This window comes from Novosphingobium sp. (assembly GCF_027489515.1).
GTDB lineage: Bacteria > Pseudomonadota > Alphaproteobacteria > Sphingomonadales > Sphingomonadaceae > Novosphingobium.
On the sequence record NZ_JAIXZS010000025.1, the window covers coordinates 1 to 22104 of the forward strand.

Sequence of the window (22104 nt, forward strand, 5' to 3'; positions counted from 1 at the left end):
AACCCGAACCCGAAGATCAGCCGAATGTGCTTTGCCCATGATCCACCTCCAATGAGGGTGAATCACAAATCACAAACAATGGGAATCCCACGATTCAGATTTTCCGCAGGACGCTCTAAGTTCGGCCGGAATAATATTGTTTATCAATATTTTACTTGGAAATTTCCGCATGCGACACGTGTAAAGTTGGTAAACTTGGCGCTAGTCCTCGTGGCTCCGCCCGAAGTCCGGCCGCGCATCGTCCTGGCCCATCTCGATGATCGAGCGGCGGATCGCCCGGGTCCGGGTGAAGGTCTCGAACAGCATCGCCCCGTCGCCCTTGCGGATCGCCTTCTGCAACTCGGTCAGGTCCTCGCTGAAGCGCTGGAGCATCTCGAGCACGGCATCGCGGTTGCTCAGAAACACGTCGCGCCACATCGTCGGATCGGACGCGGCGATGCGGGTAAAGTCGCGGAAGCCGCCGGCGGAATACTTGATCACCTCGCTCTGCGTCACTTCCTCAAGATCGGAGGCGGTGCCGACGATGGTGTAGGCAATCAGGTGCGGCAGGTGGCTCGTTACGGCGAGCACACGGTCGTGGTGCTCGGCATCCATCATCTCGACGCGCGCGCCCAGCGCCTCCCAGAACGCGGCGACCCGCGCCACTTCGCCCTCGTCCGCGCCGGAGGGCGGCGTGACGATGCACCAGCGGTTGCGGAACAGCGCAGCAAAGCCCGCATCCGGGCCGCTCTGCTCGGTGCCGGCGACCGGGTGCGCCGGGATCACGGTCACGCCGGGCAATGCCTCGGCCAGCGCGCGCGCGACGCTCGCCTTGCTGGAGCCGACATCGGTGACGATCACACCGGGGGCGAGATGCGCGGCGATGCTCGCCCCGGCTTTCGCCATTGCGCCAACGGGAACGCACAGCACCACCAGATCGGCTCCGGTCACGGCTTCGGCCACTGTCTCTGGCACAAAATTGGCGAGCCCGATGTCCCGGGCGCGGGCGCGCACCGCAGGATCGGCATCGAAGCCGGTGGTGATCGCATCGGGCAGATGGGCATGGACTGCCCGTGTGACCGAGCCGCCGAGCAGGCCGAGCCCGATCACCGCGATCCGCGTGAACGGTGCCGGCGCGCTCATCGCGCGGCTTCGGCGAGTTGGCGCAGCACCTCGGCAACGCGGTCCATCTCGACAGCGGTGCCGATGGTAATGCGCAGGCACTGCGGCAGGCCCTGACCGGGCAGCCAGCGGGTAATGAAGCCTTGGTCCATCAGGCCTTTGTAGGCCCCTTCGGCTGTCAGCGCGCCAGTGAACTCGATCAGGACGAAGTTCGCCTCGCTCGGGAGGGGACGCAGGCCGTGGTTGCCGAGTGCCGAGAGTGCGGCGACAAAGCGCATGCGCTCCGCCCGGTTGTGCTCCCGCGAAGCGGCAACGAAGGCCTGATCGTCCACCGCGGCAAATGCTGCCGCCTGCGCGGTCACGGTGAGGTTGAAGGGCCCGCGGATGCGGTTCAGCATGTCGATCAGGTGCGGCGCACCGGTCGCCCAGCCGACGCGCTCCCCGGCGAGGCCATAGATCTTGGAGAACGTGCGCGTGATCAGGACATTCTCGGTCGTTGCGGCGAGCGCGAAAGCTCCATCATCATCATCGGCCGCAACATACTCGGCATAGGCCTGATCGACCACCAGCAGCACGTCGGCCGGAAGCGCGGCGTGAAGCCGGGCAAGCTCTGCGCGCGGAAGGTAGCTGCCGGTCGGGTTGTTCGGATTGGCGAGGAACACCACGCGGGTGCGCGGGCTGACGCAGCCGAGCATGACATCGACATCCGCTGCATAGTCGCGGTCGGGCGCCTCGACCGGCTCCGCGCCGCAGCGGCGGGCCGCGATCTCATAGACCGAGAAGCCATAGCGCTGGTAGAGCACCTCGTCTCCCGGCCCGGCAAAAGCCTGCGCAGCAAGGTGCAGCAGCTCGTCCGAGCCGGTGCCCATGACGATCCGCGCGGGATCGATGCCGTGGAGTGCACCGAGCGCGCCCCGCAGGGCATGGCTTTCGGGATCGGGATAGCGCGCCGGATCGCCCGCACCATCGCCACTGCCAAGGCGCGCGGCAAGCGCCCGCGGGCTGGTGCCAAGCGGGTTCTCATTCGCCGACAACTTGATCAGCACCTGACCGTCCGTGCCGGTCGACTTGCCGGGCACATAAGGATGGATCGCCGCAATCCACGGCTTGGGCACGGGACGGGTGGCGGCGATCTGGGCCGGGGACTGGGCTGGGCTATCGGACATGACCGGCGCGCCTTAGCGGGCTTGCCCCGTCAAGGGAACCGTTTCGCGCGGGCAGTCGGCCTCAGGCTGCTTCGGCCCGCATCGCCGCGCCCTTCCAGTCACTGGCCATGCCAAACGCGGGCATCGAAGGCTTGCCGTCCTCGCCCCCGCCGATGAGATGCGGACCGACCGGCTGGACACCATCGCCCTTGGGACCCTGCGGGAGCCCCGCAGCCGCCAGCTGGTAGGGCGAGGCGCGGTGACGGGTGCACAGGCCACCATTGCCATCAGGCACAAGCGCCTGCTCGAATTCCAGCCCCTGCTGGCGCTTGCGCGATCGCCGCACGCGCGCCACGGCGAGCTGACCTTCGCCAAGATCGATCACGAACTCGGTGCCCACCGGCACATCGACCAGCCCCTCGATCAGCGCGCCGGAAACCGAGAGGTTGCGCAGGACGACCGGATAGTAGTGGTTGTCGTGGATGGCGCCGATGCGGCGGAACATGGCATGGCGATCATGTCGCTGAAAGGCCGGTCCGGAAGGCTCGATGGTCCAGTTGCCTTCGTTGATCTTGGCCACGAACTCGGCATTGGAGATCGGCTTGCTGTAGATGTAGCCCTGCACGAGGGTGACGTTGAGGCTCTTCATCAGATCGAACTGATCGAAGCTCTCGACGCCTTCGGCCGTCGTGTCCATTTCCAGCGCCTGTGCCAGCGCAACGATGGCTGCGATGATCGCGCGATTGCGCGAACCGGCCTCGGTCGCGCCGCGCACGAACGACTGGTCGATCTTGATCTTGTCGAACGGCGCCGTCTTCAGGTAGCCGAGCGAAGAATAGCCCGTGCCGAAATCATCGAGCGCCAGCCGCACGCCGAGGCTCTTTAGCGCCTTGAAGCGATCGTTGGTGGCGCCGCCTTCCTGCAGGAAGACGCTCTCGGTGATCTCGAGTTCGAGCAGTTCGGGATCAAGGCCGGAGTTGGCGAGGGCACTGGCGACGAGGGCGGGGAAGCCGTCATCGGCAAACTGCACCGGCGAGACATTGACCGCTACGCGCAGTCTGCCCGGCCAAGCGGCGGCCTCCTCGCAGGCATGGCGCAGGACCCATTCGCCAATGCCCTTGATGAGGTTCGATTCCTCCGCAATCGGAATGAACCGCGCAGGGCTGACTGCGCCGTGTTCGGGATGATTCCAGCGCACCAGCGCCTCGACCCCGACGACGTGGTTGTCCGCCGCGCGCACCACCGGCTGGTAGTGGATCTCGAGTTCATTCTTCTGCAACGCGTCGTGCAGGTCTTCCTCGAGCAGGCGGCGATCGGCGGCCGCCTTGAGCAGGTCCGCGCTGAAAAAGCGGAAACGGCCGCGTCCGCCGCCCTTGGCCGCGTAGAGCGCAAGATCGGCGTTGCGCACGAGGCTGTCGCTGTCGTCGCCATCGAATGGCGAGACCGCAACACCGACCGAGGCACCGATCAGGCAGCGGCTGCCATCGATCGTATAGGGCTGCGAAATGCTGGTGATGATGCTCGTGGCAAGGTCACCAAGGACACCGCGGTCATCGATACCGGGCATGATCACCTGGAATTCGTCGCCGCCCAGACGGCTGACCTTTTCCTTGTCGCCCACAACGCGAACGAGCCTGGCGGCCACCTGCTTGAGCAAGGCATCGCCGGCAGCATGGCCAAGCGTATCGTTGACCTGCTTGAAGCGGTCGAGGTCGATCAGCATGATCGCGCAAGGCGAACGCTGCTGCGAGGATTGAGTCAGTGTGCGTTCGAGCAGCTGCGACATGTGGCGCCGGTTGAGCAGGCCGGTCAGCGCATCGTGCATCGCCATGTGCGAGCTTTCCTCGGCGGATCTGCGCTCGCCGGTAATGTCCTCGCAGTGCCCGCGAAAGCCGGCGAATTCACCGCGCTGCATGATCGGTTCGCCCGAAATGGCCCACCATAGAGTTTCGCCATCGACACGTTCGCTGCGCACGGTGACTTTCTCGAAGCGGCCCTTGCGCGCGAAAGCAAACGGCAGCGTCCGCTCGCCTTCGCTTTCGTTGCCAGCCTTGAGAAACAGTCCGAGAAAGCTCGCGCCCATGGCACTGCCGTCCTCGGCAAGCAGGGCATGGGCGCCGGGTGAGAGGTAAGTCACGCGGCCTTCGGCGTCAGTCGACCAGAAGAATCCGAGCCCGAGTTCTTCATAGGTGTGGCACAGCGCGGCTGCTTCGCTTTCGGTTGTGCGCGTTGCCGGAGCATCTGCTGCCCCGATCCCGAATACCCCGCGTGCCTTGCGCAACACCACTCCGGTGTCCCCTCATCCGATAGTCACTTCCGGTTAGGTATGTAACCGAAGGGCCTTGTGGGAAGGTTAACGCGGCGATGGTGTCAAGATTGTAGGGTTAATCCCCTGAGAAAGAATAAAAAAGGGCCGGAAGCACATGAAGCGCTTCCGGCCTTAGTCTGTTCGCAGGAGGAACATGGTCTGGCGGGGCCCCGGGGTCCAAGAGGGAGAGGATCTCGCCCCTGGCCCCGCCAAGCTGGTTAATCAGTAGTTGCTAATCGACGGAGGCCGATCAGTAGTTGTACGCACGCTCACCATGGTCAGCGATGTCGAGGCCTTCGCGCTCACCTTCTTCGCTGATCCGCATGCCCATGGTCTTATCGAGCACGAACCAGATCACCGCAGTGCCAACACCGGACCAGACAAGCGTGAGAAGCACGGCCTTGATCTGGACGATGAGCTGGGCGGCGATGTCGTAGGTCGGAGCCGCGACAGCCGGGAACTGGGTGTAGTCGATGATGCCCTGGCCGCCGAGCGCCGGCGAGGCGACGATACCCGTGGCAATGGCGCCGGTGATGCCACCGATGCAGTGCACACCGAAAACGTCGAGCGTATCGTCGTACTTGAACTTGTTCTTCACCGTGCTGACGAAGAAGAAGCACAGCGGCGAGACGACGAGGCCGAGGACGATCGAGGTCATCGGCGCGCCATAACCCGAGGCCGGGGTGATCGCGACGAGGCCGGCAACGGCACCCGAAGCAGCACCTAGCATCGAAGGCTTGCCGTGCACGACCTGCTCGACAATCGCCCAGCTGACCGCAGCAGCGCAGGTGGCGAGCATGGTGTTGACGAAGGCAACCGCAGCGACACCGTTCGACTCAAGGTTCGAACCCGCGTTGAAGCCGAACCAGCCCACCCACAGCAGCGAGGCGCCGATCATGGTCATGGTGAGCGAGTGCGGCGGCGTCGCTTCCTTGCCATAGCCCAGGCGCTTGCCGAGAAGGAGGCAGCCGACGAGGCCCGCGATACCGGCGTTGATGTGGACGACCGTGCCGCCCGCGAAGTCCAGCGCGCCCATCGCCCAGAGGTAACCGGAGTCGGTCGGGGCATCGACGAGGAAGTCCGGACCGGCCCAGTACCAGACCATGTGCGCGATCGGGTAGTAGATGAAGGTGGACCACAGCACCACGAACACCATCAGCGGGGTGAACTTGATGCGCTCTGCGAACGAGCCGATGAACAGCGCCGGTGTAATCATGGCGAAGGTCATCTGGAACACGAAGTAGCTGAGTTCGGGGATGTAGACGTTGTTGGAGAACGTCGCCGAGTAGGTCCCGCTGGTAACGCCGGCCATGAGCGCCTTGCCGAAGCCGCCGATGAACGGCGAGCCGCCGGTGAAGGCGAGCGAATACCCGTAGGTTGCCCAGAGCAGGCCCGCGATCGAAACGATCATGAACACCTGCATCAGTACTGAGAGCATGTTCTTGGTACGGACAAGGCCGCCGTAGAACAGCGCGAGGCCCGGGATGCTCATCATCAGGACAAGCACGGACGAAATGAGCATCCAGGTGGTGTCACCCTTGTTCACCATGGTGGCCTGGGCCGCCACATCGGGCGCCTTGACCATCGCCGCCTGGGCGAAAGCGGTGGAAGCAGCGCCGAGCGTCAAGCCCGCGCCCACGACCCCGCCGATCATCTTACGGATCATCGAAGTTCCCCTCATGTCAGAAGTGGCGGTCCCCACCGCGCTTGCAGACACAGCGTTGAAAGACAGGCCGCTCACAGGGCGGTATCCCCGGTTTCGCCGGTGCGGATGCGGGTGGCAGAGGCAAGATCCAGAACGAAGATCTTGCCGTCGCCGATCGCCTCGGTGCTGGCAGTCTGCTGGATCATCTCGATGATCCGGGGCGCCAGATCGTCGCTCGCAGCGATCTCGATCTTCACCTTCGGCAGCATGTTCGTGGTGTATTCGGCGCCGCGGTAGATCTCGGTCTGGCCCTTCTGCCGGCCAAAACCCTTCACTTCCGACACCGTCATCCCGGCAACGCCCAGCCCGGAGAGCGCCTCGCGCACTTCGTCGAGCTTGAACGGCTTGATGATGGCGATGATGAATTTCATTCATGCCCCCTTTGCGGCCTTCTCGCCGGGCGACCCGCCGGCTGTTCAGGCTTCGCAAGCACCGTGCCAAATGTGTGTGGCACTGGAATCAGGGGGTTTCTTTTCGCTACTGCGGAAAACTACGCAGAGGTCACGCTCGAATCTTGAGCAGATTCCAGAGAGTGCCTAAAAAATGGGCAGCTTCCGCGTCAGGAAACTGCCTCGAATTTCAACATTCACTCGCCGCGGAAGAAGCGGTCCGTGGGCGTGGTCGGGAGGCCGTCGATGCTGCGATTGCGGCCCGAGGTCTTGGCCATCCATGCCGCTTCATCAGACTGGGCATGATACTTGACCAGCGTCTTGCGCTCCTGATCGAGCGACATGACGGGCACGCCCCAACCACAGCTGGTCTGCACGGTCTGAACAGCGATATCGAAAATCTGCCGCGTGCCCGGCAGGATCGTGAAATGCTCGGCCAGCTCTTCCCACTCGGGATCTTTCGGCAGCACCGGGCGGCCTGTTCCATAGAGGCGCAGGATGAGCGGGGGCTGGACGAAGTTGCACATCATGATCGTGATCCGGCCATCGGCCACCAGATGCGCGTGGGTTTCATTGCCCGAACCGGCGAGGTCGAGATAGGCGACCCGGTTGGGCCCGAGCACCCTGAAGCTGTCATACCCCTTGGGCGAGAGGTTGATGCGCGCGTCCGCAGCAGCTGTCGCCACGAAGAACACGCTCTGCGCCCCCATCATGGCCTCGTGCTGGGGCAGGATGCTGTCGGTGAAGTCGGCCATCAGAGGAACTCTCGCAGAGTTGCGATGAAGCGGTCGAACTGGTCGTGGTGGAGCCAGTGGCCGGCGTTCTCGAACTCGATCACCTTGCCATCGCGGAAGTGCTTGATGCGGCCATCACGCTCAGGGTTGCCAGCCCAGGAATCCGCGCCGTTGAGCAGCAAAGTGGGGCAGGTGATCGCTTCCCACAGCTCATGCTTGCGCTCGGTCGAGATATCATAGGGGTGATCGATGTGGACGTAGGGATCGAACTTCCAGGTGAAGGTCCCGTCCTCGTTACGGTTGATCCCGTGGATCGTGAGGTGCCGGGCCTGAACGTCGGTCAGGTAGGGGTTTTCGGACTTCATGCGCGCGTAAGCGTCTTCCAGCGTGGCGTATCGGCGCGGCAGGCGGCCAGCGGCTTTGCGCTTCTCGGCGATATAGTCGCGCACGCGGCGTGCAAAGGGCACGTCCTTCATGCGCAGTTCCCAATCGGGCGTCGGGAAGATGCCCTCGATGGCGACGAGCTTGGCGACATCCTCGGGGAAAAGGCCAGCATAGCGCAGCGAGACGTTGGCGCCCCACGAATGCGAGACGATGGTGACAGGCGCAAGGCCGAGCTGGTGGACCAGCTGTGCCACATCGTAGACCATGTCCATCGTGCGATAGTTGCCATCAGACGCCCACTCGCTGTCGCCATGCCCGCGGTGATCGAGCGCGATCACGTGCCAATCATCGCGCAGGGCTTCGGCCGTCCAGTCCCAGCTGCGGCAATGGTCGCGCCCGCCGTGGATGAGAAGGAGTGGTGGCTTGTCCGCATTGCCCCAATCGACATAGTGGAGCCGCAGGCGCTGCGAGATGAAGGTGTTCGAGGTGGGGCCGAGCAGTGTCATAAGATGTCTGTGCCGCAGGTGCGAACAGGCCGCAAGTGCGGTTTTGGAGATGCGGTCAGACCCGCTGGCGCCATGAAACGCGGGGGATATAGCCAATCAGTTCGCCGGCGCGGGCAGAGGAGAGCAGCGAGGCTTCGCCAGCAAGGCTCTCGGCCAGCGGGACGCCGGGGAAGTGTTCGGCCATAAGATCGCGCGAGGGGCGGCCCATCAGGTTGTCGGCGGCGGCGATAATCATGGCCTCATTCCCGGCGGTATCGGCCTCGAGCGCGCAGCGGCAGGCCTCGGCAGCATCCTCGGCGTCGATATAGCTCCACAGGTTCCACTTGCGGCTGGCCGGATCGGCCTGGATCTGCGGCAGCGCGGCATAATCGTCCGCCACATAGACGTTGGAAAAGCGCAGCGAGACGATCGCGAGCCCCGGATGCCAGCGCGCGAACTCGTCGGCCATGGTCTCACCCACGCGCTTGCCGAGCGCGTAGGACCAGTTCGGGAGCAGCGGGTGCGTCTCGTCAATGGGGGCGAACTGCGGCGGTTCAGCGAAGGGGAGGCCAAGGATCGTCTCGCTCGAGGCCCAGACGACACGGCCGATGCCGAGGCGGACGGCAGCGGAGAACACGTTGTAGGTGCCCATGACGTTGATGCGGAAAGCCGCCTCATCGGTCGTCGCGCCGGGCTTGGGGATGCCGGCCAAGTGGAGCACCGCATCGAAGCGGCGCGCGGCGGTATCGACACCGGAAAGCGCGCCCATGACCGCACCGAAATCGGCGCAATCGAGGCGGACCGTATCATCGCCGTAGACCGAACTCACGATATCGAAGCCGGTGACACGGTGTCCCGCCGCGCGCAGTGCCGCGACCGCGACCTTGCCGAGTTTGCCGCTGCTGCCCGTGACCGCGATGCGCATGGCCCCTTACCGCTCCTTGGTGGCGCTGAAGGTCAGCTCCGGATTGCGTTCCTGCTGGTAGCTCACGTCCCAGGCCGAGCGCGCCATGAAGACGGGATCCCCATCACGGTCCTTGGCAAGGTTCGAGAGGTTGAAATCGGCAAAGCTGCGCAGCGCGGCATCGCTCCCCTTGAGCCACCGGGCGGTATCGAAGGGCGAGGGCTCGAGCACGGCTTCAACCTTGTATTCCGCTTCCAACCGCGAGATCAGCACGTCGAGCTGGAGCTGGCCGACCACCCCGACGATCGATTGCGCGCCGATCTCAGGGTAAAACACCTGAATCACGCCTTCCTCGGACAGATCATCGAGCGCCTTCCTGAGCTGCTTGGTCTTGGTCGGGTCCTTCAATTGCACGCGGCGCAGGATTTCAGGTGCGAAGTTGGGCAGGCCGGTGAAGCGGACAGTGTTCTTCTCGGACAGCGTATCGCCCACGCGCAGGGTGCCGTGGTTGGGAATGCCGATGATATCGCCCGCCTCGGCGGTATCGGCAATCTCGCGGTCCTGCGCGAAGAACAGGATCGGCGAATGGACCGCAATGGGCTTGCCGAGGCCGGAGGGCGTGAGCTTCATGCCGCGTTTGAAAGTGCCCGAGACCATACGCATGAACGCGATGCGGTCGCGGTGCATCGGATCCATGTTGGCCTGGACCTTGAACACGAAACCGGTGACTTCGGGGTGATCAAGCTCGATCGTGCCGGTCTCGCTTGGCTGCGGCCGCGGCGGCGGGGCGTAGCGGGCGATGGCGTCGATCATTTCGGCGACGCCGAAGTTCTTGAGCGCCGAGCCGAAATAGACCGGCGTCAGATCGCCGTTGCGATAGGCGGTGAGATCGAACTCGGGGTAGCCCATCTGCGCGAGCTCGATTTCCTCGGCGATATCGGCGGGGATCGCACCATCGACCAGTGGGTCCCGCTTGCCAAGATATTCGCGGCTGTCGCCTTCGGGGCGCGCGATGGTGTTCGTGGCGAAATCGAGCACGCCTTCGAATATCCCGCCCATGCCGATGGGCCACGACATCGGACAGACATCGAGTGCGAGCGCATCCGCCACTTCATCCAGTGTCTCGAACACGGCGCGGCCTTCGCGGTCGACCTTGTTGACGAAGGTGATGATCGGCACCGAACGCAGGCGGCACACCTCGAACAGCTTGCGCGTCTGCGGCTCGATGCCCTTGGCGGCGTCGATCACCATGATCGCGGAATCGACGGCGGTCAGCGTGCGGTAGGTGTCCTCGGAAAAGTCCTCGTGGCCCGGCGTATCGAGCAGGTTGAACACGACGCCATCTTTCTGGAAGGTCATGACCGACGAGGTGACAGAGATGCCGCGCTGCTGCTCGATCTTCATCCAGTCCGACCGGGCACGGCGCGCCTGCCCTCGCGCCTTGACCTCACCGGCCAAGTGGATCGCGCCGCCCTGGAGGAGCAGCTTCTCGGTCAGCGTGGTCTTGCCCGCGTCGGGGTGCGAGATGATGGCAAAGGTGCGGCGATTGGAACTCATGGCCCGCGCCTAGCTGAGGGGCGCGGCGGAGTCACGCCTCAGCCGCGCAGCGCAAGCACCAGCAGGACCGGCCAGACGACGACAATGGCGGCGAAAGTCCCGGCAACGCCCCATGGCACGGGCGCGCCCGACCGGACCGCCGGCCAGACAAAGAGCGCGATCCAAAGCGTCTTGTAGAAGATCTGCACCAGCAGCAGCGGCGCGAAGAAGGCGGGGGCGAAGAGGCCGCAGATCGAAGCCGCGAGGATCGCCGACCACAGGCTGAGGACGAGAAGGCGCAGTCCGCTGCTCTCCGTTACGGCGCCCTGGAACACCGTTACTGCGGCGGTGGGCGCGATCATACCCCAGCAGACCGGCACGAGAATCAGGATGTTGGCGGCATAAGCGATCCGCAGGATACCGGGATGGGCGAAGACCAACGCGCTTGTCATGCCTCGATATTATGCGGGCCGAACAGTGACTTCCATGCGGAAACTGCAGCTTTCCCCTTCGGGCAGGACCACTACGCCTGGTTTCTCGCCAAAATCGCCGCTGAAGCCCAGCGGATCGGCATGGCCCTGCCACGGCTCGATGCAGATGTAACGCGCGCCGGGGACTTGCCAGATGCCGAGCATCGGACTGTCCGGGAAGGCGACATCGAGCCATGCGCCGCTCTCGGCGCCATAGGACAGGCGGCGGCTGGCGAGTTCGGTCCAGATCAAGGCGTCGTGGCGGAACAGTTCGGGATCGAGGGAAATTTCGCGGCCCTTCACCGGGGTCGGTGCACCACCCGGAGCGATGAGGCCGCTCGCCATGTCGAGCTGGCGGATCGGCCGTGGCTCATCCGCCTCGAACAGAATGCGGTGCGCGGCCTTGTCGGCGCTGCCGGGAAGCGGCCAGGCAAAGGCCGGGTGATAGCCAAAACTGAACGGGAGCGGTTCACCGCCGGTATTGTGCACGGTGGCGATCATCTCCAGCGTCATGCCGGAGAGCATGAAGGCCATGTCGAGCGCAAAGGCGAAGGGATAGCAGCTGCGCGTCTCGGCGCTCTCTTCGAGCCTGAATACCACGCGATCTGCCGAATGTTCTTTCAGCCCGAAGGCACTGCGGCGGGCGAAGCCGTGCTTCGGCATACGGTAGCTCTGCCCGCCGCTCCGCAGTGTGTCATCTGCCAGCGCGCCAACGATGGGGAACAGCAGAGGCGCGCGGCCCGACCAGAACGCCGGGTCCGCGTCGGTCATGTACTCGCGGCCCGCGGCATCGGTCAGCGAAGAAAGCTCTGCCCCGAACGGGTTGATGCGCGCGGAGAGGCCCTCGCTGGCGATTGTAACAAGATCGGTCATCACATCCCCGGCAGGCTCGCTAGTCAGGCGCGCAGCACGCCGCCGAGCTTTGCGCCGGCTGCCACGATCCTGTCGGTGATCGCCTTCAGAGCTGCCTCGTCGTAGCTCTTCTCGACGGGCTGCAAAGTGACTTCGACCGCCAGCGATTTCTGGCCCTCAGGCACGCCGGTCCCTCGGAAATCGTCGAACACGCGAGCCGCGACGACGTTGGTCTTGTCCGCCCCGCGCACCGCGCGCAGCAGATCACCAGCGGGAAGGCCATTGGGCACAAGGAAAGCGTAATCGCGGGTGACGGCCTGCAGCGCGGGCGGCGCGAAGTGCGGGCGCGCGAAGCTGCCGGGGCCCTTGCGCGCCGGGATCCGATCAAGGAACAGCTCCACGACCGCAACCGCACCAGAGAGATCGAAGGCCTTGGCCGTGGTCGGGTGGAGCATGCCAAAACGTGCGAGCACTGTCTTTGGCCCGAGGCGCAGGGTGGCGGACTGGCCGGGGTGGAGCTGGCTTCCTGCCTCGCCCATGACCTGCAGGTTATCGACCGGCGCACCGGCTTCAGCGAGGAGCGCAAGTGCCTCGGCCTTGGCATCGAAGGCATCGAAGGGCTTGGCCTTGCCAGTCGCCCAGCCGCGCGGGGCGGCTTCACCTGCGAGCACGACGGCGAGACTGGGCTGCTCGTCGCTCGCGCCGCCCTCACCGCGCAGATAGCGGCGGCCAATTTCGAACAAGCGGACCGTGGTCGCGCCGCGATCAAGATTGCGCCGCGCTGCCGAAAGCAGGCCCGGCAGCAGTGACGGACGCATAGTCTTGAGGTCTTCGGAGATCGGATTGGCGAGCGTCCAAAGGCCACCGTTGCCCTCTGCGAAGTGTTCGGCTTCACCTGTGGGCAGGAACGACCAGGTCACCGCCTCATTCAGCCCTCGTGCGGCAGCTGCGCGGCGGATGCGGCGTTCCTGCATCTGCGCTGCAGTCGCTGTCGGTTTGGCGACGCCGTCAGCGCGCGGCAGCGGCGTGGAGGGTACGGCATCGAGGCCATGGACGCGGATCACTTCCTCGACAATGTCCGGCGCGCCGTCCACATCCGGACGCCAGGTCGGCACCGTGATGGTCCAGTCTTCCGCCACATCAAAACCGAGCGCGGCAAGGATGCGCTTCTGCTCGCCGTTGGCGACATCAATCCCGCCTAGGTTGCCAGCGAGCGCCGGATCGTAGGCGAAGCTCTTGCGCGCGAGTGGTGGCTGGCCGGCGCGGATCACTTCGCTCGGCTCACCGCCGCAGATCTCGAGGATCAGGCTGGTTAGGAGGTCCATGCCGGTATCGAGGAACGCGGGATCGACCCCGCGCTCGAAGCGGCCGCGCGCGTCGGACGTCAGCGCCAAGGCCTGACCGGTGCGGGCGATGTTGGCAGGGGTGAAGTAGGCGACTTCGAGCAGGACGTCGGTGGTCGTCTCGGAACAGCCCGAATGTTCGCCGCCCATGATTCCGGCGATATCGTGGACGCCGCTCTCATCGGCGATCACGGTCATCCACGGCTGGAGCGCGTATTCCTTGCCGTTGAGTGCGAGGCAGGTCTCGCCTTCGCGCGCGCGGCGGGCGACGACCGCGCCGCTCAGCTTGGCGAGGTCATAGGCATGCGCCGGGCGGCCATAGCCGAGCATGACGTAGTTGGTGATATCGACGAGCGCCGAGATCGGGCGCTGGCCCGCGCTCTTGAGGCGGTCCTGCAGCCACTGCGGGCTGGGGCCGTTTGTCACGCCGCGGATGACGCGGCCGTAGAAGGCTGGGCAACCTTCGGCATCGTCGGTGCGAACGTCCACTGGGCACGGGTAGGTGCCAGCGACAGGGGCCGCGTTGATCGGCCTCAGCACACCGAGGCCAGCGGCGGCAAGATCGCGCGCGATGCCGTGGACGCCCATGCAGTCTGGCCGGTTGGGCGTGATGGCGACGTCAAACACAGGATCGGAGCCGAGGTAATCGGCGAAGCTGATGCCGATCGGCGCGTCGGCGGGAAGCTCGATGATGCCGTCGTGCTCTTCGCCAAGGCCAAGCTCGCGTGTCGAGCACATCATGCCGTTGGATTCGACACCGCGGATCGCAGACTTCCTGAGCTCCATGCCGTTGGCCGGAACGACTGCGCCGGGCAGGCCGAGCACGCCGATGAGACCCGCACGCGCATTGGGCGCGCCGCAAACGACCTGAAGCGGATTGCCGTCACCCAGATCGACGGAAAGTACTTGCAGTTTGTCCGCCTGTGGGTGCTTGTCCGCAGTCAGCACGCGGGCGACGCGGAACTGCGTGAGAGCCGCAGATGCATCCTCGACGCCTTCGATCTCGAGGCCGAGCGAGGTCAGCTTCTCGGCAATCGTGCGGGCATCGGCCTTGGTATCGAGCAGAGCCTGGAGCCAGGAGAGGGCGAACTTCATGCGCGCACTCCCACGCCGCCGGAAAGGGTGGGCACGTCTAGCGCGCCGAAGCCGTAGTGCTGGAGCCAACGCACATCGCCATCGAAGAAGGCGCGCAGATCGTCCATGCCATATTTCAGCATTGCGAGGCGGTCGACGCCGGTGCCAAAGGCGAAGCCTTGCCATTCATCGGGATCAAGTCCGCCGAACTCGATCACTTTGCGGTTGACCATGCCCGAGCCGAGCACTTCCATCCAGCCGCCGTTCGTCGCATCGCCGCTACCGCCGACCACGCGCTTGCCGTTGATAAGCGTGTAGCCGACGTCGACCTCGACCGAGGGCTCGGTGAAGGGGAAGTAGCTGGGGCGCAGACGCAGGACGATATCCTCACGCTCGAAGAAGGCCTTGAGGAAAGTCTCCAGCGTCCACTTGAGGTGGCCGAGGTGGATGCCCTTGTCGATCACAAGGCCTTCGATCTGGTGGAACATCGGGGTGTGGGTGGCGTCGCTGTCAGACCGGTAAACACGGCCCGGCGCGATGACGCGCAAAGGCGCGCCCTGGCTCAGCATCGAGCGGATCTGCACCGGCGAGGTGTGCGTGCGCAGCAGCATCGAGCGGCCCTGCACATCGTGGTCGGGGAAGTAGAACGTATCGTGCATCGCGCGCGCCGGATGCGTTTCTGGCATGTTGAGCGCGGTGAAGTTGTGCCAGTCGTCCTCGATCTCCGGCCCTGTCGCCACGGCAAAGCCCATGTCGGCGAAGATTTCGGCCAGTTCGTCCATGACCTGACTGACCGGGTGGACCGAGCCGCGCGCAGTGGCAGGAGCGGGGAGCGAGAGGTCGGCAGTTTCAGCCGCGAGCTTCGCCTCAAGCGCGGCCGATTCCAGCGCGGCGCGGCGTTCGCCGAGCGCGGCGGTGACCGCCTCGCGCGCGGCATGGATGCGCGGGCCAGTGCTGGTGCGTTCCTCGGGGCTCATGCCGCCGAGCGACTTGAGCAGGGCCGAGACCCAGCCTTGCTTGCCAAGCGCGCCGACGCGCAGCGCCTCGACGGCTTCGATCGTGTCCGCAGCGGCGATTGCGGCGAGTGTAGGTTCAAGCTGTTCCATCGGAGCCGCCGCTAGCGCCAAACGCGGCGGAATCCAAGGCGCGCGTTCAATCGTTCGAGGGATCGTGCAGGGCCTGCACCGGCGCGCCCGCCGCCGCCATCCGGGCGCGCATCACGCCCGTAAGCACCGGATGGGGCAGCGCGGCGTAGGCGCTGGGGCTCATGCCCATGAAGCGGTGAAACTCGCGCACGAACTGGGCCTGATCGTGATAGTGCGAATCGATGGCGCCGATCCAGGTGAGCGAGGGATCGAGCATGTACTGCGAAAGGCTGCGCATGAACCGCTGGCGGCGCAGCAACAAGCTGGGCGGAAAGCCGAAATGGCGGCGGCAGACGCGTTCCAGTGTATGGGTGGGAAGCCCGGCGTGCTCCGCCATCGCGGCAACGGTGGCGACTTCCGGATCTACGAGTGCCTGGTGTGTCGCGCGGATTCGGGCTTCCTCCGGCACTGTGCGCGCGGCAAGGTCCTCGAAATGCCGGGTGATCCGCGCGAGTTCGGCGGCTTCATCGGGCACCGGGCCGAACAGCGTATCGACCAGCGGGCAGAGCGGCGAAAGGGAAGGTTCGGAGGCCGGGTCGCACAGCCGATCGGCAAATGAATGGGCCGATGCTCCGACAAACTTGGCCCAACCGAGCGGAAGCAGGCCGATGCCCCAGATCCGCGACGTACCCGCGGTAAAGCGGAGCGTAGTGCTGGTCGGCCCAGTAACGATGCCAGCAAGATTACCAACCGGCGCTTCCCTCAGCAGCTCGGAAACTGGCAGTACGCCGCTGATGATGCGCAGGTTGGCCCACTCGGGATGGAGATGATCGGCCACGCGCCCATCCACCCCGGCGTCGATCTCGGTGATGTAGAAAGTCGTGAAATAGGGACGCATCGCCGGGGGCGGCTGATGGAATCGTACCTGCACGGTACATTGACCGGTCACCGCTGCGCCCCCTGTTATCTTCCCTGTTGGTAAGATCATAACGCTTACTTGCGCTAACGGGAACAGGCCAAAATGGCAAAAAGGGCACCGGTCATGAAACCGGTGCCCTCTTGCATTTTCGGGATTTTCTGAAGCCAGCCTGAAACCGGCGCACCAGATTGGAACGCCGGCGAGCTAGCTTCCAATCAGCTCGCGAGGGCCTGCTTGGCCTGCGCGATGATCGCCGTGAAGACGCCGCCTTCGTTCATGGCGAGATCTGCCATGGCCTTGCGGTCCAATTCGATCCCGGCAAGCTTGGTGCCGTGGATGAACTGCGAATAGGTGAGGCCTTCGGCGCGGACAGCGGCGTTGATGCGCTGAATCCACAGACCGCGGAACTCCCGCTTCTTCACCTTGCGATCGCGGTACGCGTACTGGCCGGCCTTTTCGACCGCCTGACGGGCAACGCGGATGGTGTTCTTGCGGCGGCCCCGATAGCCCTTGGCCTGTTCGAGAATGCGCTTGTGCTTGGCGCGGGTGGTAACACCCCGTTTGATGCGGCTCATGGGTCTTCGCTCCTCAGTTCAGCCCGTAGGGCGCCCACTTCTTGATCACCTTTGCGTCCGCATCGGAGATCACGTCCATGCCGCGGTTCTGGCGGATGTACTTGGCGTTGTGGCTGATCAGGCGGTGGCGCTTGCCAGCGACACCGTGCTTGACCTTGCCGGAAGCGGTGATCTTGAAGCGCTTCTTCACACCGCTCTTGGTCTTGAGCTTGGGCATTTTCGTCTCCTTGGTGAGGGTACGTCCAACCCGCCGTGGCAGCCCTGCATGGCCAGGCGAGTCATCGAATCCGTACCCGATGAAGTGCGCGCGCTTACGGGCGCAGCGCGCAAAAGGCAAGCGATTGCGCGCAGAGGCGCCTCCGCACGCTGGTCAGCGGCCGATTTCCTCGCGATCAAACGGGGTCGTCTGATAGGTCTCGTTGATCCAGTTGCTGAACAGCAGATGGCCGTGCCCGCGCCAGGTGTTGGATGGCATGGCGGCGGGATCGTCGCCCGGGAAGTAGTGCAACGGCAGGCTGCGGCCTTCATCCCGTGCATACTCACCAGCCAGCGTCAGCGTATCATACTCGAGATGGTTGAGCATGTGCACGGCGTTGTTCGCCGGATCGCCGATCAGGCACAGGCCGGTCTCGGCACTGTCGGCCAGCACGGTGAGGCCCCGCCCGCTCGGAAGATCTGCGCCGCGCAGCTCGCTCCAACGCGAGACGGGAACGTCGAACCGGTCCGGCAATCCGCGCATGACCGGGTGCGCAGGGGCCCGATTGTCATGGCTGAACACACCAGTCGCCTTTTCGCCCAGCGCGTGCTTGGGCATGCCGTGGAAGTGATGCAGCGCGGCCATTGCGCCCCAGCACAAGGTCAGCGTGCGGTGCACGTTGGCGCGCGACCAGTCGAGGATGCGGCGCATCTCGTCCCAGTAGGTCACCTCATCGAACGCAATCTGCTCGACCGGAGCGCCAGTGATGATGAGGCCGTCGAACTTCTCGCTGCGCACGTCTTCCCATGGACGGTAGAAAGCGGTGATGTGGCCGGCCGAGGTATTCTTGCTCACGTGGTCCGAGATGCGCACGAGGTCCAGCTCGATCTGGAGCGGCGTCGCACCGAGCAGCCGGGCGATCTGCGTTTCGGTGGTGATCTTGTCGGGCATGAGGTTGAGCAGCGCGACGCGCAAGGGGCGGATGTCCTGCCGCGCGGCCTCGGTTTCGCTCATGACGATAACGCCCTCGGCCTCCAGCGTGCGGCGGGCGGGAAGATTATCGGCGATGCGGATCGGCACGTATCATAACCCTTCGAACTCGGGAGATGACGACGCCTGCAGCCTTGTTCCGCTTCGTTGCCGGACCGGCCGCATCCCTTCGCTGGCGAAGGCGCCACCTTGCCCGGAAACCGGCAGGTTGGCGTCGGGGCGTCGCTCCCCAACTCTTGATGCGGCCCGGCACATAAGGGCGAAGCCGCAAGAATGCAACGCTGCGGCACATTCACGAGCCGCCGCAGTTCCCACTTGCTATTGCAAATGCCTCGCATTACGTATTGAACGACACAGCGCGAGGATTCGCATCCGATGTACATCTGCATCTGCAACGCCATCCGCGAAAAGGACCTGCGCCGTGCTGCGTGCGAGCAGAGCGGCGATGCCGAAGTGCTCTACGCCCGGCTCGGTTTTGCGCCGCAGTGCCGCCAGTGCCTTGAAGACGCCGAGCAGATCATCAGCGAGGCGCGCGCCTGCATCCCCGCGTAGTGCCCGCCGCGGCCTGACTCTTGCGCCGCGGCCTCACGCTCTCTAGTCTCGTGTCAAAGCGAGGAGACGCAGCGTGAAGGGTGATGCCAAGGTCATCGAATTCCTCAACAAGGCCCTGCTCAACGAGCTGACGGCGATCAACCAGTACTGGCTGCATTATCGCATGTTGGCCAATTGGGGCCTCAAGAAGCTCGCCGAATACGAGCGCCACGAATCAATCGACGAGATGAAGCATGCGGACCGACTGGCGGACCGCATCCTGTTCCTCGACGGGCTGCCCAATTTTCAGGCGATCGGCCGCCTGCGCATCGGCGAAGACGTCGAGGACGTGCTCAAGGCCGATCTCGCGCTGGAGCATGACGCGATCCCGCTGCTCAAGGATGCGATTGCCCACTGCGAAAGCGTGCGCGATTTCGTGAGCCGCGACCTGTTTGCGGATATCCTCGCGAACGAGGAAGAGCATGTCGACGTGCTTGAAACCCAGTTCGAGATGATCGCGCGGATGGGCCTTGCCAACTACATCCAGCTCAACAGCGAGGCATCGGAGGCCTGATCGGCAGCAGGTCCGTTCAGGGCGCGGCGCGGACTACCACCTCGCCGCCCTTCATCACGAACGCGGGCTTTTCCAGCAGGCGCACGTTGGCGAGCGGATCGCCATCGACTGCCACCAGATCGCCATAGCGGCCCGGTGCGATGGCGCCGACGTCCGCCGTCTTGTCGAGCGCTTCGGCCGCGCTGCGGGTGGCGGCCTGAAGCGCTTCCAGCGGGGTCATGCCCCACTCGACCATCTTGGCGAACTGCTTCGCATTGTCGCCGTTGGGATAGACGCCGCCATCGGTGCCGAACAGCAACTTGACCCCGGCAGCGTGCGCGGCGCGGAAGGTTTCGCGCTGCTTGCGGCCGATCATGCGCTCCTTGGCGAGGCTTTCCTCGAACACGCCGTTCTTCTCACCCTCGGCCAGAATGTAGTCGTCGTTGTAGATATCCATGTCGAGCCAGGCACCCTTGGCCTTGGCGAGCTTGAAGCTCTCGTCATCGGCAAGACTTGCGTGCTCGATCGTATCGACCCCGCCGCGCAGCGCATCGTTGATGCCGGCCGTACCGTGGGCGTGGGCGGCGACGCGCATGCCGAGCATGTGCGCCTCGTCGGTGACGGCCTTGATCTCCTCAAGCGTCATCTGCTGGCCGCCAACCGTATCGGTCTTGGAGAAGACGCCGCCGGTCATGCAGACCTTGATCACTTCCGCACCGTACTTGCGCATTCGGCGCACGGCCGCGCGAAACTCGTTGGGCGAGTTGGCGATGCCCGGTGAGGGGGCCTTGATCGACGGGGGGAACTCGGTCGAATCACAGTGCCCGCCGGTTGCGCCCAATGCATAGGTAGCTGGCACAATGCGCGGGCCAGTGATGTAGCCAGCCTCGATGCCCTGCTTGAGCGCCACATCGTCGAAGTTGTTCGCGCCGACATTGCGCACCGTGGTGAAACCGGCCTCGAGCGTCCGCTTCGCATTGGCAACGCCGACCACGGTCCAGAAATTGTCCGTATACTCAAGGCTGCGATAGCCGCTGTAGCGCGGATCACCGGTGAGATGGACATGCATGTCGATCAAGCCGGGGACGAGCGTGCGCGTGCCGAGATCAATCATCTCCGCGCCAGCGGGCATGGCATCTCCGGCCTTGCCAACCGCAGCAATGCGGCCATCGGTGATCACGACCTGAACGTTGTCCACCGTCCGTCCCGCGAGCACATCGACCATGTGCGCGGCGCGGACGACGACCGTCTTAGCAGCGGCGGGCGCCGCGGCCAGTGCCAGCCCGATAGTGATCGCCCCGAATACACTGCGCATTCCCGATATCTCCCGATGTGTCGAAAGCTTGCTCGCATGCACGGGCAAGGCTGGCAAGACGGCTTATTCCGAGAGGACAGGAAGACCGTGCGCAGCAGCGTGGGCCGCAAAATCGCCGCCGGGAACCACCCTCAGACCCAGCGGCGCACGGCGATTGGGAAGATACGCCGCGGCTCGCAAAGGGCCGGCGCGGGTGTGGACGAGAAGATGGGCGCGCCGGTACTCCCCGCGCCCGGGACGGCGCGGATCGCAGTATTCCCAGGCATCGAAGGCCGCGAGCACGGCGCGCGGTATTGGCTTCAAGCCGCCGTAGACCCAGCCCTTGACCCTTCCGGCACCTGGCATCAGCACTGGATAAACCCCGAGGGGATCGCGCCGCAGGAACAACGCTCCGCGCACCCAGCCGCGACGCGGCCGCCCGCCAAGCCGAGGCAGCAGCGTTTCGGTCAGCGTGTTCGCATGCTCATGCGTCAGCGTGCCGTAGAAGAACAGGCGGCGCGGAGCCTGCATCGAATCAATGGTGGCAGGCCAGCGCCTCGACCACGTCCTCGAGCCGCGCGGCATCACCAATCGCGATGACGTGGCCATCAGACCCGGCATGAAGCGGCTCGCCGTTCCAATCGGCCATGGTGCCGCCCGCGCCTTCGACGATCGGCACGAGTGCCGCCCAGTCGTGCAGTTTGAGTCCCGCTTCGCAGACGACATCGAGAAACCCGGAGGCAAGCATCGCGTAGTTGTAGCAATCGCCGCCCATGACCATGCGCTTGTGATCGGTCTTTGCCGCGAGGCCCATGAAGTGCGCCCCATCGTGATCATCGAAGTAGTGCGGCCCGGTGGTGGCAAGCGCGGCATCGTCGAGCTGCGCACAGGCACGGGTGCGCACCGCGTGGCCGTTCAGCGTCGTTGGCCGCCCAACCGCGCCAACCCAGCGCTCTCCCAGTATTGGCTGGTCGATCACGCCGATGACGGGGAAACCTTCAACGACCAGTGCAATCAAGGTCCCGAACAGCGGGCGCCCGGCAAGGAAACCTGTTGTCCCGTCAATCGGATCGAGCACCCAGCTGCGCCCGGACGAACCAGGCGTTGCCCCCATTTCCTCACCGATCACGGTATCGTCCGGCACTTCGGCCGAAAGGATGGCACGCATGGCCTCCTCCGCGGCGCGGTCCGCCAAGGTGACAGGCGAGGCATCGGCCTTGCGATCGGCCGAGAGACCACTGCGAAAGAACGGGCGGATGGCAGCCCCGGCGGCATCGGCAAGGCGCAGGGCAAGTGCGATGTCTCGGTCGAGATCGGTGTCCTTCATCGCTCAGCCATGGGCCTCGTCCGGGTCTGCGGTCAAGAGGCGGCGATGCAAGGAGCGCCGGCGATCGCGCAGTGGCGCCTTGCCCTCAAAGACCAACGATCTTGGCTAAATTGCAAGTTTGTGCTTATCGATAGTGACATGGCGCACACCCGGGGGACGATGGGGTGGCTAAACCGTTCATCAGGCAGGCGAGTTCTGCCCGGT

Annotated in this window: 22 protein-coding genes and 1 riboswitch; of the genes, 2 read left to right on the plus strand and 20 right to left on the minus strand. The window is 64.7% G+C overall.

What is annotated here, in order from left to right; translation table 11 throughout:
• Positions 1–201: 201 nt before the first annotated feature.
• The 17 genes from Q0082_RS03840 to metA form a co-directional block, all read right to left on the minus strand.
• On the minus strand, positions 202–1122 hold the full coding sequence (locus Q0082_RS03840; protein ID WP_298190115.1) for a prephenate/arogenate dehydrogenase family protein: 921 nt from the start codon (positions 1120–1122) through the stop codon (positions 202–204).
• On the minus strand, positions 1119–2267 hold the full coding sequence (gene hisC, locus Q0082_RS03845; protein WP_298190117.1) for a histidinol-phosphate transaminase: 1149 nt from the start codon (positions 2265–2267) through the stop codon (positions 1119–1121). Before hisC ends, Q0082_RS03840 begins: the two co-directional genes overlap by 4 nt.
• 61 nt (positions 2268–2328) lie before the next feature.
• A complete protein-coding gene (locus Q0082_RS03850; RefSeq protein WP_298190119.1) occupies positions 2329–4530 on the minus strand; it encodes a bifunctional diguanylate cyclase/phosphodiesterase in 2202 nt (733 codons plus the stop codon).
• 274 nt (positions 4531–4804) lie between these two features.
• Positions 4805–6220, minus strand: a complete 1416-nt coding sequence (locus tag Q0082_RS03855) for an ammonium transporter (RefSeq protein ID WP_298190121.1) — start codon at positions 6218–6220, stop codon at positions 4805–4807.
• Positions 6221–6291: 71 nt separating this feature from the next.
• Positions 6292–6630: a P-II family nitrogen regulator gene (locus Q0082_RS03860; RefSeq protein ID WP_292947696.1), complete on the minus strand. Its 339-nt coding sequence runs from the start codon at positions 6628–6630 to the stop codon at positions 6292–6294.
• A gap of 215 nt (positions 6631–6845) precedes the next feature.
• On the minus strand, positions 6846–7403 hold the full coding sequence (locus Q0082_RS03865) for a pyridoxamine 5'-phosphate oxidase family protein (protein ID WP_298190125.1): 558 nt from the start codon (positions 7401–7403) through the stop codon (positions 6846–6848).
• Positions 7403–8272 (minus strand): alpha/beta hydrolase, encoded by an 870-nt coding sequence (locus Q0082_RS03870; protein WP_298190127.1) that lies wholly within the window; start codon positions 8270–8272, stop codon positions 7403–7405. The genes Q0082_RS03865 and Q0082_RS03870 overlap by 1 nt, the downstream gene beginning before the upstream one ends.
• 55 nt (positions 8273–8327) lie before the next feature.
• A complete protein-coding gene (locus tag Q0082_RS03875; protein ID WP_298190129.1) occupies positions 8328–9176 on the minus strand; it encodes an NAD(P)-dependent oxidoreductase in 849 nt (282 codons plus the stop codon).
• Positions 9177–9182: 6 nt separating this feature from the next.
• Positions 9183–10712 (minus strand): peptide chain release factor 3, encoded by a 1530-nt coding sequence (locus Q0082_RS03880; RefSeq protein WP_298190131.1) that lies wholly within the window; start codon positions 10710–10712, stop codon positions 9183–9185.
• A 38-nt stretch (positions 10713–10750) separates the two neighbouring features.
• Entirely contained in the window at positions 10751–11143 is a 393-nt protein-coding gene (locus tag Q0082_RS03885; protein ID WP_298190134.1) for a hypothetical protein, read from the minus strand.
• Between the two features lie 9 nt (positions 11144–11152).
• Positions 11153–12034, minus strand: coding sequence for an aldose 1-epimerase family protein (locus tag Q0082_RS03890; RefSeq protein ID WP_298190136.1), 882 nt, complete (start codon positions 12032–12034; stop codon positions 11153–11155).
• Positions 12035–12057: 23 nt separating this feature from the next.
• On the minus strand, positions 12058–14451 hold the full coding sequence (gene pheT, locus Q0082_RS03895) for a phenylalanine--tRNA ligase subunit beta (RefSeq protein ID WP_298190139.1): 2394 nt from the start codon (positions 14449–14451) through the stop codon (positions 12058–12060).
• Positions 14448–15536: a phenylalanine--tRNA ligase subunit alpha gene (pheS, locus tag Q0082_RS03900; protein WP_298190141.1), complete on the minus strand. Its 1089-nt coding sequence runs from the start codon at positions 15534–15536 to the stop codon at positions 14448–14450. The genes pheT and pheS overlap by 4 nt, the downstream gene beginning before the upstream one ends.
• A 46-nt stretch (positions 15537–15582) precedes the next feature.
• Positions 15583–16413, minus strand: coding sequence for a helix-turn-helix domain-containing protein (locus Q0082_RS03905; protein WP_298190143.1), 831 nt, complete (start codon positions 16411–16413; stop codon positions 15583–15585).
• Positions 16414–16649: 236 nt separating this feature from the next.
• Positions 16650–17009 (minus strand): 50S ribosomal protein L20, encoded by a 360-nt coding sequence (rplT, locus tag Q0082_RS03910; RefSeq protein WP_298190146.1) that lies wholly within the window; start codon positions 17007–17009, stop codon positions 16650–16652.
• A gap of 13 nt (positions 17010–17022) precedes the next feature.
• Entirely contained in the window at positions 17023–17226 is a 204-nt protein-coding gene (gene rpmI / locus Q0082_RS03915) for a 50S ribosomal protein L35 (protein WP_054122496.1), read from the minus strand.
• A gap of 153 nt (positions 17227–17379) precedes the next feature.
• A complete protein-coding gene (gene metA / locus Q0082_RS03920; protein WP_298190148.1) occupies positions 17380–18285 on the minus strand; it encodes a homoserine O-succinyltransferase in 906 nt (301 codons plus the stop codon).
• Positions 18286–18328: 43 nt separating this feature from the next.
• A riboswitch (SAM-I-IV-variant riboswitch) is annotated at positions 18329–18443 on the minus strand.
• Positions 18444–18570: 127 nt separating this feature from the next.
• On the opposite strand from metA, the gene Q0082_RS03925 reads away from it, so the two are divergent.
• Positions 18571–18747: a (2Fe-2S)-binding protein gene (locus tag Q0082_RS03925; protein WP_298190151.1), complete on the plus strand. Its 177-nt coding sequence runs from the start codon at positions 18571–18573 to the stop codon at positions 18745–18747.
• 73 nt (positions 18748–18820) lie between these two features.
• Positions 18821–19300, plus strand: a complete 480-nt coding sequence (gene bfr / locus Q0082_RS03930) for a bacterioferritin (protein WP_298190154.1) — start codon at positions 18821–18823, stop codon at positions 19298–19300.
• 16 nt (positions 19301–19316) lie between these two features.
• On the opposite strand, the gene Q0082_RS03935 is transcribed toward bfr, so the two are convergent.
• From Q0082_RS03935 to Q0082_RS03945, 3 genes are all read right to left on the minus strand, one after another.
• The gene (locus Q0082_RS03935) at positions 19317–20594 is read right to left on the minus strand and encodes an amidohydrolase family protein (protein ID WP_298190156.1); all 1278 of its coding nucleotides are present in this window, start codon (positions 20592–20594) and stop codon (positions 19317–19319) included.
• A gap of 63 nt (positions 20595–20657) precedes the next feature.
• The gene (locus tag Q0082_RS03940; protein ID WP_298190160.1) at positions 20658–21104 is read right to left on the minus strand and encodes a gamma-glutamylcyclotransferase family protein; all 447 of its coding nucleotides are present in this window, start codon (positions 21102–21104) and stop codon (positions 20658–20660) included.
• Between the two features lie 4 nt (positions 21105–21108).
• Positions 21109–21900, minus strand: a complete 792-nt coding sequence (locus Q0082_RS03945) for an inositol monophosphatase family protein (protein ID WP_298190162.1) — start codon at positions 21898–21900, stop codon at positions 21109–21111.
• Between the last annotated feature and the right edge of the window lie 204 nt (positions 21901–22104).